This is a genomic window from Streptomyces sp. SS7 (assembly GCF_037993025.1).
Lineage (GTDB): Bacteria > Actinomycetota > Actinomycetes > Streptomycetales > Streptomycetaceae > Streptomyces.
In genome coordinates this window covers 2,723,194-2,738,948 of sequence record NZ_CP141223.1, presented here as the reverse complement: position 1 = coordinate 2,738,948, position 15,755 = coordinate 2,723,194, and the positions used below count along the sequence as shown (strand labels likewise).

Genomic DNA, 15,755 nt, shown 5'->3' with positions numbered 1-15,755 from the left:
CAGACCGACGTGGCCGCCCGTGTGCCACACCCGGCATTCCTGGGTCTCCCGATCCTACGAGTGGCCGGAATCAACCCACCTACAAAGTAGGGACACCGATGGTCGCCGTCGAATTCACCCCGAAGGACATCCCCACCTTGCGCCGGGCCGCGAAGTTCCTGCGCCGCACGGAACTGAACCTGCCGGATACGGCCGACTCCAAGACCCACGACGCCATCCTCATCTCCGCTCTGCGGCTGGACGACCAGGCCGACGAGCTGGGCGGGCAGGCCCCGGATCCGACCGTGAACGGGACCCGGCGCCCGATCTTCAACCAACTCGTCGCCCCCGAGGCCGGCGGGCCCATGTTCCACGAGGAGGCGAATGCGCTCCTCGACGCCCACGAGGACACTGTCCGGGCCGCCGCCGCGGTGGACGCGCTCCGCCTCCAGGGCGCGATGCTCGCCCTGCACCCGAAGACGGCCAACCCCCGGCACGGGTGCTGCGCGACGCCGAAGGTCTGCAAGGGGACGCACCGGCCGGAGTGCCGGAGCAGCGAGCACACGATCGGCGGTCAGGTGCCGTGGCCGTGCAAGTCGCTGCGCGCCGTCGGGATCCGCACCGACGCCGACGCCGACGCCGTACGCCAGGCCCTGGCCAAGCTGGAGCGGGATGCCGGGCGCGACGGCTACCCGAGCCGGAAGAAGGCGAACCGCGGCTACGCCGTATACGCCACCAGGCAGATGGACGGCGGCGTCGGCGACGCCAGCGCGTGCGGCACGTACTTCCCGCAGGACATAGAGAGCAGCCTCGAGGCCCCCGGCACCGACGTGTCGTGCCAGGCCTGCGTGAAGGCACTCCTCAGCAAGCGCGAGGAGCGCGAGGAGGCCGAGGCCGCGGCCGCCGCAGAGGCCACGCACCGCTGCACCCTGCCGCCGAACCGGTTCCTGCCCTGCGGCTGCTGCCCGCACCAGGTCTGCGAGGACTGTGAGCGCTGCGCCCACACGTGCGAGTGCGGCACCGGCGGAACCCCCGCCCAGCCTGCCGGGGCCGCCGGTGAGTTGTGCCCCAACGGGCAGCCCAGCCCGGAGTGCTCCGAGAGCGACCCATGCGAGCCCTGCTGGCAGGACCAGCAGGAGGAGGGTGACGCGATCGAGGCCAGCATGGGCCTGCGCTGAACCCCGCCCCACGGCCTGCGCCGACCGGCGGGGGCGGGGCCGTTGGCCTGCTCTCGCAGGACGGGCTCGGTCCGCCACGCCGGGGCGCACCGAGCCGCAAGGACGGCGCCGTAACGCCCCTGCCCCCCGGTGCAGGCCGACCCGAATGGCCGGCCGCCCGCCGGTTCCTTGAACTCCGCAGAACCCCCGCCTGCTGAGCATCATGCTCGCTGGGCGGGGGTCTCTCTTTGTCTGATCAGCGGAGCTGATGCGGTCTGGTCTGCGAAAGATCACGTCCAGCGCCAGGAGTACAGCCATGAGCCAGCCCCTCGAACCCACTGATCTCCGGCAGACGGAGCACATGCGCTGCGACTGCGTTCCGGACCTGGGGCCCGCGCACTGCCACCTGCGCTCCGAGATGACGGGGCGAGACGAGGTCTACCCGGGACCGCACTGTCCGACGCGCGCCGTCGAGGCCGCCAAGGTCGCCTTCGAGGTGGCGGCGGGCTACGAGCACGCTACGCCGGTGGTCCTGCACGCCAGCGAGTTCGCTGATGCTCACGGCGCAGTGAGCGCCGCGTTGCACGCACGCGCAGAGCAGATGCCGGAGCTGCCGCGGCACACGGTGTCCATTTCGGCGGGCTGCAGCATCCGTGGTGCACACGCGGAGCTTGACGGCGTGACGTTCCCGTCTGCTGCAGGCCTCACCACCGCCGTGATCACCATCCGCACGGCCTACCCGATCGACCGGCTGACGCTGATCCCTGTGATCAGCCAGATCTCCCATGAGGTCGAGAGTGCAGCCGAGGAGCAGGACGACGCCTACGTCGCCGAGAAGATCTACATCATCGAGGAAGGACCCAGCGCATGAACGCCACTACCAGCACCGCGGGTTCGACGGGGCGCGACCGCGCCGTCAAGACGATCGGCCGGGTGCTCCTCACCCTCATGATCGCGACGAATGTGATCGTCCTCGCACCGGCTGCGGTCTTCTGCGTCATGACCGACCAGTACACGCCGATCATCGTCAGCATCGCCTTCAGCGGCCTGTGCTGGTGGATCCTCCTGCGTACCCTTCGGGCTCTTGCCGAGAAGCGCCGCGCGAAGAAGGCGCTCATGAGCGCGACCCAGAACTGAAACCGCAGTCCAGATTCGATCCGAAAGAGACACGGCGCCATAAGCACCAGCACCATCAGCACGAATGATCTTGCGAACCTTCAGACCGGCGACAAGGTCGTCGTCAAGAGCGGCCTTGACGAGAACACCGGAGAGTCCATCTGCACGACCACCGTCCTCGACCGACGCGACGTCCCCGCCATCCCCGGCTGGGGAGGTCGGGAGGAAAAGACCTTGGTCCGACTGGGCAGTGGCTTCTGGTACGACCTGGCCACCGGGCTTCAGGACGACTCGGGGGCCACATCCATCGAACGGTGTGCCTGACACCCACCTTGAACTCCGAAGATCCCCGCGGAGACGTGCGCTCCACGGGGATCTTCTTTTCTCGCCGGCGGCCGGCGGTGCTCCTACTTCTCCAGCTTCCAGGCGTGCTCGTACTCGGCAAGGGCCGTCATGAACTTCATCGAAAACAACCCCTCGGCGGGGGACTCCGTGAGACTGCGCAGCGCCGCACCCTTCGCGGTGATCAGCTCAACGACGGCCCGCATTGCCTCGAGGGTCCGTCCGAGCCTGTCGTACTGCCAGACGACGACTTCGTCGCCGGCCTGCAGCTCCGCCACCAGCTCGCGCAGCCCGGGGCGGTCAGTGCTTGCGGTGGTTCCTGAGACGCCCTCGTCCGAGAAGATCCGGATCGCGCCGACTGCCTCCGTGATAGCGGCACGCTGCGAATCCGCGGATCCGCTCGCCGTCCGCACGTAGCCAAAGGTCCTCGTCGGCTGATGTGGCTCCGTGACGCTGTGCGGCGTAGCGCCCTTCTCCTCGGTCGCCGCGGCAGCGTCGTCGCCCACGACCTCGCGGTTGAAGACGGTCACCTCGTCGCCCGGCTCCAGGTCTGCGATCATCTCGGCCAGGACTGGACGGTCGGGATCCGTCGGTTCCTGAAGCAGCCTTGCGGGTTCGATCTGCATCACGCCGGCCGCCCCCACGATGACGGCGCGCTGCTGGTCCGCAGACTGGTCTGTGCCTGTCACGTTCTTCCGCACCGCGCAACAGCAGAGCGTGACCCCATCCAGCCGAGCCCGCTGAAGGCGGATGCCTCGGTCCTCACGCCTGCTCTCCCGCCATCCAGGGGAACTCGCTGGAGTGGTCATCCACGAACTCCCGGTATGCCGTGATGACGCTCTGGCGGCGGCCTGCCCCGTGTGGTCCCCGTGGAGCCGCGAGGTCGTCATCGAGTACGGAGCTATGCCTGATCGTCGTACGGGAGATGGTCTCGCCGCAGGCGATGATCTCGTCCCGCTCCTCGTGTCGGGTGAGGACGAGGCTGCCTGCGGCATCCCGCTCATACAGCGCATTTCCGCGCCGGTCGTGGCCGACCTTCTCGACGACGGCCATGAACACCGGATAGTCGACCGGGCCGTGCTTCTTCTCCCTGCTCTTCTCTGAGGCGGTCTTCTTCCGCAGGGCGAGAGCAGTGGTGAGGATGTTGACGCCCGCCCCTACGAGGAAGACCTCCACAGGTATCTCGACACTGGCCAGGACCCAGCACTCGTCCAGGATGTAGCGGCGTAGCGCCTCGTCGTCGGGGCCAGGATTGGACAGTGGCCCGTTCGGCAGGACGAGGCCGATACGACCGCCGGGACGTACCCATTCGATGGCCTTCTGAACGAAGAGCCGTTCGGGTGCGACGGAGGAGGCCGGCGCGCCACGCTTGAGGGTGCCGTCTTTCTGCCGGGTCCATTGGTAGGCCGCGCTTGGCGTGGAAGTGGGGTCGCTTGCGGTCCAGAACTCTTCGAGGACCGGACCGCTGACGGCGATGTCAGCGCCGAACGGGGGATTTGTGAGCACGACATCGACGACTCCCGGTCCGATGCGCTCACGATGATTCCTGGCCTGGAGGGCTCCGGGCAGGGAGCCGCCGGGATATGCGAGCGAGTCCAAATGGAAGGTGGTGGCCGGGGCGCCGGTCAGCAGCGCCACTCCGACTCCGGCAGCCCTGGCCAGGACAGGATCGAGGTCCGCGCCGAACAAGCGGGTCCGGGCGTACTGACGAAGGCGGGCAGCCTTCTGGTCTGGTGTCGGCCCTCCGGGGTCGCTCAGACTACGTCCCTGGTGGGCGATGGTCTCGTGCAGGAACCCGCCGCTGCCACAGCAGGGATCGATCACCGTCTCCTCGAAAGCGGGGTCAGTGATCTCCACCAGAAGTCGAACAATGCTGGGCGGTGTGAAGAACTGGCCCCGGTCTCCGGCAAGGGGAGTGCCGAACAGTTCCTGGTAGGCACTCCTGAGAGTGTCCGGTGGGGTGCTGTGCAGGTCGAAGGGATCCAGTTCGCTGAGAACGAAGGCGAGGGCGCGGTCACCCAAGGTGAGCTGGTCGTGCTGGCCGAACAGGCCTCGCGAGGCGGAACCTTTGGCATCCACGAAGAGGTCCCTCAGCAGCGAAGTGGCGGTTCCTGCCGGGGACATGGCGTCCGCTCGGCCCTCGCGGACCAGGCGCTCGTGGTGCAGTTTGGCGAACAGGACGTAGAGCAGTTGCCAGTAGGCCGTGTCGCTGGACTGCCCCTCATCGCCAATGGCGTTACGGCAGCGGCGTACGGCGAGGCGCAGCATCATCTCGTTGGCCGACGGCGCGGTGACGGCGAACGGGTCATCCTGGTGAGAGCCGGGTGTGTGCGCGTGCACGGGCGGCCAGTTCTTCAGGGGCAGGACGGTGTTCTGTGAAGCGCCGGACGAGTCACGGCCGAGGAACAACAGGTCGGTGCCGTCCGTCCACATGCCGTACCTGCAACCGGGGCCGGCCGCGTCCATCAGCGCTGTGACCTCGGTTGTGTGCTTCTGCGCCTGGTCGCTGCTGGTGGAGATGGCACGGTTCTTCTTGGGCCGGGCGGCAGTGACCACGATGCGGCGAATGAACTCCTGCTCGTGCGGCCTGCCTTGTTCGAAGACGGCGATGCCCACCCGCCGGCGCGACGGTCGGCCGCCCGACGGGTCCGTCACGAGGAGGAGGAAGTCGGCGGCCATGTCGCGGGGATCGATGCCGTACTGCTCGGAGACCGCCCGTGCGACCTGCTGACGAATGTTCTCTGCTTCCGTCACCCGGACCACCGTGGTGCCACCGATGTAGTCGAAGGCCTGGTCCTCGCCGAGTTCGTGCTGTGTGGCCGGCTCCGTGCTCAGGGAGGCCGAGTCCTCGCCAATCGACCTGGCTGAGGGCCTGGCAGCGGTCGTGGACCGGCGGGTTGCCTGCGTCATGCTTTCACTTCTGCGGTCGTGGGTCTGGTGGGTATGCGCTGATGAGGTCGAGTGTCCGGCCGCGGTCGGGAGGTGGGATGTCTGTCCCCGACTCAGATGCAAAGGCAGGTGAGTCGGACGGCATGGGCGACCAACGCGGCGGCTGCACTGTCGCCTCCGGGAACGTCCCAGGTGATGTGGACGGTGGAGGCGGGGTAGTCGCGGGAGCGCTCCCGGTTCAGGACAGTGCGGGTGCCCTCGTTGGAGAAGCGGAGCAGGGGCACACCAGGCAGGCTCTCGGGAAACTCGTCCGGCTCGGTCGACGGTGCCGCGTGGACGGCGAGGTCAGCAGCAAACTGTTCCAGATGGCCTGTGTTGTGAGCGCAGGCGCCGTGGCAGGTCATAACGGCCAGTCGGCTGCTGCTGTGCCTGGAGCGCAACTCGTGCCGGGTTGCAGCGCCGTGCTGCTCATCTACCGAGACTACGTCGGCCGTTGGGCGGTCCCGGACGATCCAGAATGCCTCTCGTCCGGCGTGAATCCAACGCCAGCTGATGTGCATAGACGGGGAGTTGAGAATCTCTTCCCATCCTGTAGTGGCGATGGGCCGGCTGTCCCTCCATCCGAACAGCTCGACCGTGCTGCGTCCATGGGCGGGGTCAGCGAAGAGCATCCCCGGGGTCGGCGTCCGGGGCGTCGTGCGGGCCAGGAGCACGGGCACGTCAGGGGGCCACGGGAGGTCGCCCAGGCGGGCGAGACGGCGTTGCTGGACCGGGCACGTCCGGCAGGCGGTGGGACCGTCTTCCGAACAGCTCTCGTAACTGCCCCAGCGCTGGCGGCCGGTCAGCGCCTCCGCGAGGGCTGCGTGGTTCATCGGCTGCCACCCGCATTGGTGCAGCTGGTCGAAGTGGACGTTCGGGCCGACTCGATTCCAACCCTTGTTGTCAGGGCCGGCTGGTCCGTGTACGGGTTGCCTCAGGAAGGCGGGCACGTGAAGTTCCCTTGCCAGAGAGATCGGTTTCGTTCTTGCGTGATCGTCATCGCTGCACCTCCAGAGCATCAGTGGGCTTTTCGGTGGTCCCCTGAGACGACGCGATGATCAGCCGCCGTGATCCATTGACCGCCTGGGCCAGCCTGAGCTTCCGGCTCCAACCGCCCAGGACATGAGCGAGAGCGGGCCACGACTCGAAGGTCTCCAGCGTGAGGACGTCGCGACGGCGCACCACCGCCGGGATGTGCAGCAGCGTCAGATGGACGTAGATCATGTGCATGGCCTGCGGTGCTATGTCCTCTGCCGTCACATGCAGCTGCGTCTGTGGGTTCAGGCCGTGCTCCAGCATCGCCTGCGACAGGGCGATGATGAACGCGCCCGCGCCGCAGGCGGGCTCGTACACATTGGCGAAGCCGTCCCTCTGCACCTGCTCGACCACCGAGTCGATCTGCATCTCGGCCATCAGCTGGGCGATGTCGTAGGGAGTGTAGTACTGGCCGAGCCGCTCGTTGCCGAGCTCCAACTCCATGTAGAGGCGGCCGAGTACGTCGCAGGGCTCGCGCTGCATCTCCGTGGTCACCAGTGCCAGGGCGTGCGCGAAGCGGTCCAGCTCTGTTCTGCTGTAGCGGCTGGCGATCTGGAGGTACTGCCCTTCGCGCGCTTCCCAGGCCTCGCTCCCGCGGACGTCCACGGCGTTGCGCAGAGCCAGCGCCGCCATCTCGACGAAGTTGTCGAAGACTTCGCTCATCCGTTTCGCGCCGGTGTTCGCCGCCAGCAACTTCACGATCTCGCGGTAGCCGCTCATACGCCCGGCTCGAGGCTGCTCTTCGAGCCGACCGTGAGGACTGCGGCGGAGCCCGGAAGCTCCTCATCCGACCCGAGTGGCTTCTGCCGGGCCTGCTCGCGAAGCGGAACCAGCGCCCCATCACGGAAGAACGCGAGCACGATCTCGTCCGACAACTCGATGCGGCTGCTGATCTCTTCGGCCTCGGCCTTCGAGGTCGCATCCAGTGCCTCACACATCAGGCCACCTCCTTACTGCGCTTGCCCGCGGGCTTCGCGGCGAGGGCCTGCTGCTCGACGTGGCGCGCCGCGATGTACAGGCCCTCGCGGTTCAGGTGCCGCGAGTAGCTCGAGTCGAGGTAGAGCACGGGCACATCGCCGGCGGCCTTCAGCAGCGCCGGGTGCAGCAGGTGCTTGATCGGGCCCGAGCCGCCGCCGTAGACGTAAACAACTTCAGTCGTCGCGCCGGCCTGGGAGAGGACGTCACCGAAGGAGGAGACGATCTCGTCGACCAGGTAGCTGGCCTCGTCCTCGACGAAGCCGGCGGCGCGCTGGTGGCGGTTCTTCACCAGCACCGACGGCTCCGCGTGGAGGAAGTCGGCCAGCTGCTTGCGCGAGGAGAACTGCAGCGTGGCGTCGGACTCGCTCATGCGCTCCATGGCGTTCATCAGCGCGGTGCCGTAGCCCTCTTCGAGGGTGTCGGCCGCCTCGGGGTTGAACCGGCCGTCGGTGAAGACCGGGAAGTTCACGGTGCCCTCGCCGACGTCGACGCCGATGGTGTTCTGCACCGCCACCAGATCGGAGGCAGAGACACCTTCCACGATGGACGCGTCACGGGCGCGCAGATCATCGAGCAGGGCCTGTGCGAGCGGCTCGCCCTTGTCGGTGATGGCGAACTGCGCGGAGGCGCCCTCGGCCATCACCTGGACGTCGACGAACTGCAGACGCACCGAGACGGGAGTGCTGAAGTTCTTGATCGTCACCAGGTGCACCGTCGGATCCGCGTTGCCCAGCAGACCGATGAACTCGGCGGCGTAGGCGTGGCGACGCGCGACGAACTCAGAGATCGGCAGCGCCAGGCCGGCGCGCACCTGCACGCGCAGCTCGTGATCGGGCAGCGCGCCGTTCTCGCGGACGTAGTCGCGCAGGGCCTTCGCGGCGAAGACACCCAGGACCAGAACCTTGCTCAGCTCCTGATCGGCCTTGGAGTGCTTGCCCAACACCTCGAACTCGGTGAACTTCGAGCCACGCACAGACAGCGCTGCGCGGCCGAAGATCCGGCGGTCCGACGCCGCCACCAGGGGAGTGGTGAGCGAGCAGTCGATCTGATTGTAGAAGTCGCCGGCCAGCACGGAGGCCGCATCCGCGTCGGGGAGCGGCACCTTCGGTGAGGTGCGGGAAGTCGAGACGACCGCGCTGGGCAGATCGATCTCGTCGAAAGTCCCCTGCTTCGTGTTCTGGATGACGCCCTTGACGTAGCCGTTGCCGACGTCGATGCCGCCGGTGAGAGTGATGATGTCGTTGCTGTTGGCGCTCATGAATTCGGTCCCTCGGTGTCTGTGTTGTCTGCCTGGAAAATGAAATTCACCGCGTCACTCAGCGCCGAGTACTCGCCATGATTTCGTCGATGGATGCCTGCTTCGGCGGCTCCGGCGATGCGCTGGGGGCGCTTGCCGCGGGCTCCTCGGCCGTCTCAACCGGTGCGGGAACCGGCTCGGGCTGGGCTACCGGCGCTGGTGCTGTCTTCTCGACGATGGCGTCGGCCTGGTCGTTGACCACGGGTTGCGGCTGCGGCTGAACCGGCCTGGCGGCCGGGCGGTGCTCGGCTGTTGTTTCGTCCTCCTCGCGCTGCTCGATGCTCTCCAGCGGCGGCCGGCCGCGACGCGGCAGCTGCTCTACGGGCTTGTAGTAGACGTCGACGTATCCGTCGCGCTGAATGGACTCCCGAATGAGCAGTCGCAGCGACTGCGAGATGTTCTCCTGCTGATCGAGCCACTCGATCACCGAGGTGTCGGCAGCGGGCACGGTCCAGCGGACCTTGCGAGGTTCACCCGACTGATTCGCCATTGCACTCACCTCGCCCTGCCACTCGCTCCTGCACTTCATCCGGTCGTTCGCCGGATGTCTCTCGCTCTGTCACATGGACTCACCGCCCTTCGCGTTTCCTCTCGAATGGGAATCGATGCGAGTTCACGTTAGCGTCCCTATCGAGTCCTATGCAAGTCCCATTCGACACGCGAGTAGGGTGCCAGTGGTGTCCCTATCGAGTGCTGGCAGGGACACCTACGGGACGCCGCAGTGCCCCCGCCTGGGGCGGCCGCACGCAAGTCGCCGAAGCCATGCGCTTCTGCGCCCCATCCGCGACACCATGGGTGCTCACGCTGGACGCCTCCGAGGCGCCCGCCGTACCGACAGTGATCCAAGAAGGCCGCATTGGAGTACCTGCGGCGTCCCATTGGCGTCCGGTCTGTGTCTCTTGGGAGACGTCACCCGGCACCCCTGCACGGGAGAGTCTTCAAAGAGCACCGGGGGCGACGCCGGAGCAGCGCAGCCGGAGCGCGGGAGAAACAACAAGGGGACACGCGCGGGACTCTGAGAAGCTCACTGCTACCAGTCGACGTCTTATCTGCGTCTCTGTCGCGTCTCGGGAGTGTCCCGATGAGTCACCTCATAGACGCGGGGGAGACGCCGTTTCGCGACTGTCCCATGGGGCCGGGAAGCCTGACTGCACCCCCTTGTCGAAGCCCGTCGGTGGGCACGGCGAACCAGCCGCGGACAGCCGGCGGAGCGAGACCGGAACCGCCGGCGGCGTACCACCGGAGCAGTGCTGTTGCGACGGTCGGTGCAGGGGCGTCATCAAGTCGTCGTGGTCACGCGGAGGAGAGCAGAGGGAGAAGGCGCGGAGGGGAGTAGGCCCCGCATGCAGCGAGAGGGCGAGGAACGACTTGCTTCCGCAGCAAAGGCCTGTGGGGTGGAGGAAGAGCAGAGGCATTTGCTGCGGAAGCAGCCCCTGGAGGAATCCCACAACGGCCCGATGACGCTGGAGACGTTCGGCTCGCTCGATGAGCAGATGGTCGCAGCAGTCGGGCCTCTCTTCTTCTGATGCGTCCACGAAGGACCACCCCGGGCTCGCCGCGCAAGCGCGAGACGGAGCACAGCCCGGGGCCGGAACGTGCGTCGTCGACACAGTGCAGAACGCCCGCCTCGGACGCGGTGCATAAAGTGCTGGCACGCTGCCGCGGCAGCACCGGAGCGAGGTGAATCCACGTCGGCGCAGCCAGCACAACGCGACGGGGCGAGGCCGGCTGCGCCGCCGCGGCGAGCGGTGGAGCAGAGCGTTATCCACAGCCGAAGCGACGGTGTCGCGAGAGGGCGGATCCGCTGGGCGGCGAAGGCTGTGCCGCCGACGGCACCAGAGTGATGAACCGGGGCTGCGCCCCGTCAGGAGCAGACCCGTACCCCCGCCTCGCTCGTGCCTCACGAGGACGGATCGGCATGGGGGTACGGCCGTATCACGGGCGGCAAAACAGCAGTACAGCCAGAAGATGCAATGACCAGGCGAAACGGCCAGACCCGTACTCCCGCTACGCGGAAGAAGAGGAGGGGTACGGGTCAAGAGGGTACGGACCGTTTCCCCTGATGTTCCAGGCTTCCGCTAACGCTCCAGCCGTGGAACAGCGAGGACGACGGCAAGGAAGCAAAAGGGCATAAGGGAACCTGATAACACGTGTCCTGCGGACCCTCGCTTCGCTCGGCCTCTCCGCTGTGCTCCGAGGACGTGTTAGTCGGCATAGCCGACGGGTTCCACCGATCGCTTCGCTCGCCGGTCCGTCGGTCGCTGGCGCTCTCTCCGGCTATGCCCAGCGCTGCGCTTGAGAGACGAAACCCCACCACTGCCCCGCTGCAGTTGTCCACAGATGTGGACAGCGGCAAAGGGTGCAGCAGTGGTGGATCGCCTGGCGCTGCGCGCCTGGCTCAGGCGAGAAGTGACGACCCGTGCGACGGCTCGCCACGCGATCCATCCGGGAGCAGATCGCGCCAGTAAGATCTTCCGAGTCGTCAGCCAGCAAAGCTGGCACGGGAGCTGGGTCGAACATCGAGATCACACGGACCCCACCGGGGTCCGCACTCGATGGTCGTCACCCGCACCCGAGTCCACGAGGAGGCGCCACCAGGACGCAGTCCCAGCCCGAAATCTCCAGCTACGACACCGGAGCCCGCTACGGGCCGAAGTTGTGGCAACCGAACAGCGAAGCTGTCGCCGAGGTGATGCGCTCCGGCGAAGCCGGGGACATCGGCAACGTCGACTTCACCAACGGCGAGAACGGCACGGTCGTCACCGTGCACGTCTCCCGCAGCGATGACGGGATGTACACCGTCCACCTCATGCCAATGTGTGATGACGATCAGATCCGCGTCGAGCTCCACCGGGAGAAGGACCTGGCCGTCATCGAGCCCAGTACCAGTCGGCCGGTATGAGCCAGCGACATGCAGGCCGCTGCGCCTGTCCAGACATCGTGGCCACAGCTCTCGACTCCAGCTGTGGAGACCGCCGAGTCATAAGGAGAGGAGACTCGAATGATTGCTGAAATGATTCCAGAATCGTTCTCGCACGTCGTCCTCGTCACCGGTTCCCGCAGCTGGAACGACGAGCAGAGCATGCGCTCGGCGTTCGACGACGCCTGGCGCGACTGGGGTCCCAAGAACGTCACCCGGCCGGTGCTCCTCTCCGGGCATTGCCCCGAGGGTGCCGACGCTATGGCCGAGCGCCTGTGGCGGGCCGTCGGCTTCGAGATCATCACCTTCCCTGCCGACTGGTCGGCTCATGGGAAGCGGGCCGGCTTTCAGCGCAACCAGGAGATGGTCGACGCCGCCCAGGTCTTCCGCGAGGCCGGGGCTCAGGTGCTGTGCACGGCCTTCCTCGACCTCTGCCGGAAGTCCGGATGCCCGCAGCGAGACCAGGAGCAGCTCATGCCGCATACGCCGGGGCACTTCTCGCACGGCACGATCCACTGCAGGTCTCGCGCGCGAGCCGCGGGGATCGAGACGGCCACTGTGCTCCATCCGTCGCTGTCGCCGTTCTGATGACGCACGAAGGGCCCTGCAGTGTGCTGCAGGGCCCTTCAGGGACGGATGGGAGGAGTCGGCCGGGAGGCGAACACCAGGCTCAGCGCTACTTGCTCCGATCGATGTCGTGTGCCTCGTCATAGGCCTTCATGACTGCCTTCGGGATGCGTCCCCGTTCCGCGAACTCATAGCCCTCCTTCTTGGCCCACTCGCGGATCTTGTCGCGCTCCTCGGCAGTCGTCTCGGGTACGACTCGCTTCTTGACTGGCGTTGTCTTCCCAGCTTTCCGGCCGGCCTTCAGGTACGGCTTCAGCGCTTCCTCAAGCTTCTTCTGCTCCTCAGCTGTGAGATCGATTTCGTACCAGGTGTCACCCAAGCCGAACATCTGTGTAGCCGCATCCGGCTTACCACTGAGATCCGACTCGACAATGCTTCGAATGGCCATACCAGCGAGAGTAGCCGATACGCAAGGACCTTGGAAAGTCTGTCGCGGTCATTCGCGATAAGTGTGCCATTGAGGGCCCGAATGAGACTCAGAATTACTGCGAAAAGAGCAGAGGGCGTGAATGTCACTGCTAAAATCACAGTGCCGCGAGGGGGTCTCGTACCCCGTTCCCCACCGACCAAGACCCCGATCGAGAGGCCTCCACCATGTCCACGCTCCACACCGTCGACGACCATTCGCTCACCGACGAGGACACCGACCTCTTCGAGCTGCTGTGCCAGCGCAGGGGGTGGTCGGATCAGTACCTGAAGGAGATCGAGTCCACCGAGCATGACGAGCTCCTGGACCTGGCCGAGATGGTCGAGGCCCTTCATGACACCCGGACCACGGGCAAGAAGATCACCATCGCCCCCGACTTCGACATGGACGGCATCTCCTCCGGAGTCCTCGGCTACGCAGGCCTGTCCGAGCTCGGCTTCGACGTCGAGCTGCACCTGCCCGACTACCGCCGCGGCCACGAGCTCACGCCCGAGGACATCGCCGAGATCCACGCAAAGTGGCCCGACACGCGGGTCCTGCTCACCTGCGACGGGGGAGTGAACTCCCACCGCGGTATCGCCGCCGCGCGTGCCCTGGGCTGGACGACGCTGGTGACCGATCACCACGAGGAGCTCGCGCCGGGCTCGACCGCGGACATCACCGTCAACCCGTGCCGGATCGACGAGACCTACGCCCACACCGGGATCTGCGGTGCCCACGTGCTCTACCAGGTGATCGAGGCCTACGCCCGCGTGCACCGGCCCGAGAAGCTCTGGGAGATCCACCTGCTGCGCCTGTTCGCCGGCCTCGGCACCGTCTCCGACGTCATGCCCGTGCTGTACGAGAACCGACAGCTGGTGCGCGATGCGATCTCGATTGCCCGCCTGCTGCGCGTCGCCGCGCCGAAGACGATCCCCAATCCCTGGGGTGGGTTCGACGCTGATCCCGATGCCATCGACATCGAGCAGTCGATCCTGATGCAACTGCTGCGTACCGAGCCGCACCACCCGGTCTTCCTCCGGGCCTTCGAGGGCTTCGCGATCATGCTCAAGGCCTTCGCGCAGATCGGCAAGATCCGAGACGTCGACGACCTCGACGAGGGCCTCTTCGGCTTCTACCTCGCCCCGGCGATGAACAGCCCGCGCCGCACGGGGGCCCCGCTTGAGCCGTGCTTCGCGGTGTTCACGGCCGCCGGTGCTGACGTCAAGCTCAAGGTCGCCCACCAGGTGATCGAGAGCAACGAGCTGCGCAAGCAGCTGGTCATCGAGCACATGGAAGAACTCACCACCGGGGACCAGCCGTTGGCCCCGTGGGTGTACTTCTCGGACGCCTACCCGGGCATGTACGGGCTCCTGGCCAACCGGATGATGGAACTCAACGGCCACCCGGTCGTCGTCGTCAACCGCCCCGTCAGTCCCGACGATTTCGTCAGCGGCTCCGGTCGCGCGCCGGGCTGGTTCGACATCATCACCAGCCTGGAACCGCACGACGGACTCAGCGCCATCGGACACCAGCAGGCCTGCGGCGTCCGCGTCGCGAAAGCCGAGAAGCTCGGCGACCTCGTCGCTGTGCTGCAGGAAGCCACACAGGTCGCCCTGCTCGCCGTCAGCACCGACGGACCGAACGGTGATCTCGTGCTCGGCCCGGACGCCGACTGCGACGCCGGCCTCGAGGACCTGCAGCCGTTGTTCGAGCTGGTGCGCCGGACCGAGGGGCTCAAGCCCTTCGGGCACGGCTTCACCGCTCCGGTCATCGAGATCGCGATCGAGCCCCTGGGACTGCGCGTGGACCGGATCGGATCCGAATCACAGCACCTGCGTCTGGTCACCCGGTCCGGCCTGTCCTGCCTGTGGTGGAACGTCGCCGAGAAGAAGTTCGACATGCTCCGGGGCCTCGTGCAGCGCGCCAGCCGCACCGAGCTCGGGACGCTGCGCTTCACGGCGACGCTGCAGCTGAACACCTTCCGCGGCGACACCCGCGTCCAGGCCGTCATCAACGAGCAGATCACCACGGCGGCTTGAGCCCCGTAGAGGAGGAGACCTTGACGACGTCACCGATCACCTCGCGTCTGCTCGGCATCGGGTGGTGCGTCCTCGTGCCGTTCGCCGCCGTCGCGGTCTACCTCAGCCTCGGCACCTTCGCAGTCCGCCTCATCGGAGAGCCGATCGTTGCGACCACCGTCCTGAGCATGCTCGTCGTCGTCCTGGTCGGTTCGATGAGGATCCAGCGGCCCCGGTGGCTCGCGCATGCGCCGGGGCCGCGGCCGAGGCCGGAGATCCCACGCTTCGGGTGGACCGTCCTCGGCTGCGCGGTCCTGGCCTTCCTCGCCGGCCAGTCGCTGGCCTTGTGGATCTACGTCACGGTCGGATCCGCCGGCTTCGACGCCTCGAACCGGACCAGGCACGCGGCTGGAGCCCTGGTGACCCTGTTGCTCACCCTCGTCGCGGCTCCCGCAGGGGAGGAGACCCTGTTCCGAGGGCTGATCTACCCGTTGCTGCGCAAGCGGGTGAGCATCCTCGTCTCAACGCTGGTCACCGCCGCGGTGTTCGGCCTGGTGCACGGCAACGCCGTGCAGTTCGCCTCGACCCTGCCGCTGGCGGTGCTCCTGGCCCTGGTCTACGAACGCACGCGTGTGCTGTGGCCCTGCGTGCTCCTGCACCTGGGCTTCAACCTCGCTGCCGCACTTGTCCCAGCGCAGGCGCTCGGCGCTCTGGCGAACCCCGTCTCCGCGGTGTTCCTGTGCCTGGCCTTTGCTGGTTGTGCCTTAGGGCTCTACCGGCGGGTCGCCGGCGGGACTGCGCCAGGCGCAGTCCAGGGCGCGGGAGACGAGTCCGCGATGCAGTGATCGAGATACTCAGCCTCTTCTGAAAAACGATGGTGCCCTCCCTGCGGGACCCGGCGGCCTTTCAGCCGCCGGTCCCTCGTGCGGAGGGCATGCTCGTGGTGACC

At 67.0% G+C, this 15,755-nt stretch carries 16 protein-coding genes; 8 read left to right on the top strand and 8 right to left on the bottom strand.

The features are described 5' to 3' along the window. Positions 1 to 98: 98 nt before the first annotated feature. The 3 genes from U5640_RS12295 (at position 99) to U5640_RS12285 (ending at position 2,273) form a co-directional block, all read left to right on the top strand. Positions 99 to 1,157 (top strand): hypothetical protein, encoded by a 1,059-nt coding sequence (locus U5640_RS12295; protein ID WP_340375854.1) that lies wholly within the window; start codon positions 99 to 101, stop codon positions 1,155 to 1,157. 295 nt (positions 1,158 to 1,452) lie between these two features. After that, entirely contained in the window at positions 1,453 to 2,007 is a 555-nt protein-coding gene (locus tag U5640_RS12290; RefSeq protein ID WP_340375853.1) for a hypothetical protein, read from the top strand. Next, entirely contained in the window at positions 2,004 to 2,273 is a 270-nt protein-coding gene (locus tag U5640_RS12285) for a hypothetical protein (RefSeq protein ID WP_340375852.1), read from the top strand. The genes U5640_RS12290 and U5640_RS12285 overlap by 4 nt, the downstream gene beginning before the upstream one ends. 386 nt (positions 2,274 to 2,659) lie before the next feature. On the opposite strand, the gene U5640_RS12280 is transcribed toward U5640_RS12285, so the two are convergent. The 7 genes from U5640_RS12280 to U5640_RS12250 form a co-directional block, all read right to left on the bottom strand. Further along, positions 2,660 to 3,295: a recombinase family protein gene (locus U5640_RS12280; RefSeq protein WP_340375851.1), complete on the bottom strand. Its 636-nt coding sequence runs from the start codon at positions 3,293 to 3,295 to the stop codon at positions 2,660 to 2,662. Between the two features lie 61 nt (positions 3,296 to 3,356). Next, on the bottom strand, positions 3,357 to 5,504 hold the full coding sequence (locus tag U5640_RS12275; protein ID WP_340375850.1) for an N-6 DNA methylase: 2,148 nt from the start codon (positions 5,502 to 5,504) through the stop codon (positions 3,357 to 3,359). A 92-nt stretch (positions 5,505 to 5,596) separates the two neighbouring features. Continuing rightward, positions 5,597 to 6,355 carry a hypothetical protein gene (locus U5640_RS12270; protein WP_340375849.1) on the bottom strand — a complete coding sequence of 253 codons (759 nt, stop codon included), beginning with the start codon at positions 6,353 to 6,355 and terminating at the stop codon, positions 5,597 to 5,599. A gap of 163 nt (positions 6,356 to 6,518) precedes the next feature. Next, entirely contained in the window at positions 6,519 to 7,277 is a 759-nt protein-coding gene (locus tag U5640_RS12265; protein ID WP_340375848.1) for an N-6 DNA methylase, read from the bottom strand. After that, positions 7,274 to 7,495 (bottom strand): hypothetical protein, encoded by a 222-nt coding sequence (locus U5640_RS12260; protein WP_340375847.1) that lies wholly within the window; start codon positions 7,493 to 7,495, stop codon positions 7,274 to 7,276. The genes U5640_RS12265 and U5640_RS12260 overlap by 4 nt, the downstream gene beginning before the upstream one ends. Then, complete coding sequence (locus U5640_RS12255; RefSeq protein WP_340375846.1) at positions 7,495 to 8,793, bottom strand: ParM/StbA family protein; 1,299 nt, start codon at positions 8,791 to 8,793, stop codon at positions 7,495 to 7,497. The genes U5640_RS12260 and U5640_RS12255 overlap by 1 nt, the downstream gene beginning before the upstream one ends. 58 nt (positions 8,794 to 8,851) lie before the next feature. Continuing rightward, the gene (locus U5640_RS12250; protein ID WP_340375845.1) at positions 8,852 to 9,322 is read right to left on the bottom strand and encodes a hypothetical protein; all 471 of its coding nucleotides are present in this window, start codon (positions 9,320 to 9,322) and stop codon (positions 8,852 to 8,854) included. An 853-nt stretch (positions 9,323 to 10,175) separates the two neighbouring features. Here U5640_RS12250 and U5640_RS12245 point away from each other — a divergent pair. From U5640_RS12245 to U5640_RS12235, 3 genes are all read left to right on the top strand, one after another. Then, the gene (locus tag U5640_RS12245) at positions 10,176 to 10,358 is read left to right on the top strand and encodes a hypothetical protein (protein WP_340375844.1); all 183 of its coding nucleotides are present in this window, start codon (positions 10,176 to 10,178) and stop codon (positions 10,356 to 10,358) included. Between the two features lie 1,166 nt (positions 10,359 to 11,524). Beyond that, entirely contained in the window at positions 11,525 to 11,734 is a 210-nt protein-coding gene (locus U5640_RS12240) for a hypothetical protein (protein ID WP_340375843.1), read from the top strand. 111 nt (positions 11,735 to 11,845) lie between these two features. Continuing rightward, a complete protein-coding gene (locus U5640_RS12235; RefSeq protein WP_340375842.1) occupies positions 11,846 to 12,340 on the top strand; it encodes an SLOG family protein in 495 nt (164 codons plus the stop codon). Positions 12,341 to 12,428: 88 nt separating this feature from the next. Here the strand turns inward: U5640_RS12235 and U5640_RS12230 are convergent, their stop codons facing one another. Next, on the bottom strand, positions 12,429 to 12,767 hold the full coding sequence (locus U5640_RS12230) for an Lsr2 family protein (protein ID WP_340375841.1): 339 nt from the start codon (positions 12,765 to 12,767) through the stop codon (positions 12,429 to 12,431). Positions 12,768 to 12,973: 206 nt separating this feature from the next. Between U5640_RS12230 and U5640_RS12225 the strand changes: the two genes are divergently transcribed. Both U5640_RS12225 and U5640_RS12220 read left to right on the top strand, forming a co-directional pair. Further along, a complete protein-coding gene (locus U5640_RS12225) occupies positions 12,974 to 14,827 on the top strand; it encodes a DHH family phosphoesterase (protein WP_340375840.1) in 1,854 nt (617 codons plus the stop codon). Between the two features lie 20 nt (positions 14,828 to 14,847). Beyond that, the gene (locus U5640_RS12220) at positions 14,848 to 15,651 is read left to right on the top strand and encodes a CPBP family intramembrane glutamic endopeptidase (RefSeq protein WP_340375839.1); all 804 of its coding nucleotides are present in this window, start codon (positions 14,848 to 14,850) and stop codon (positions 15,649 to 15,651) included. Positions 15,652 to 15,755 lie beyond the last annotated feature (104 nt).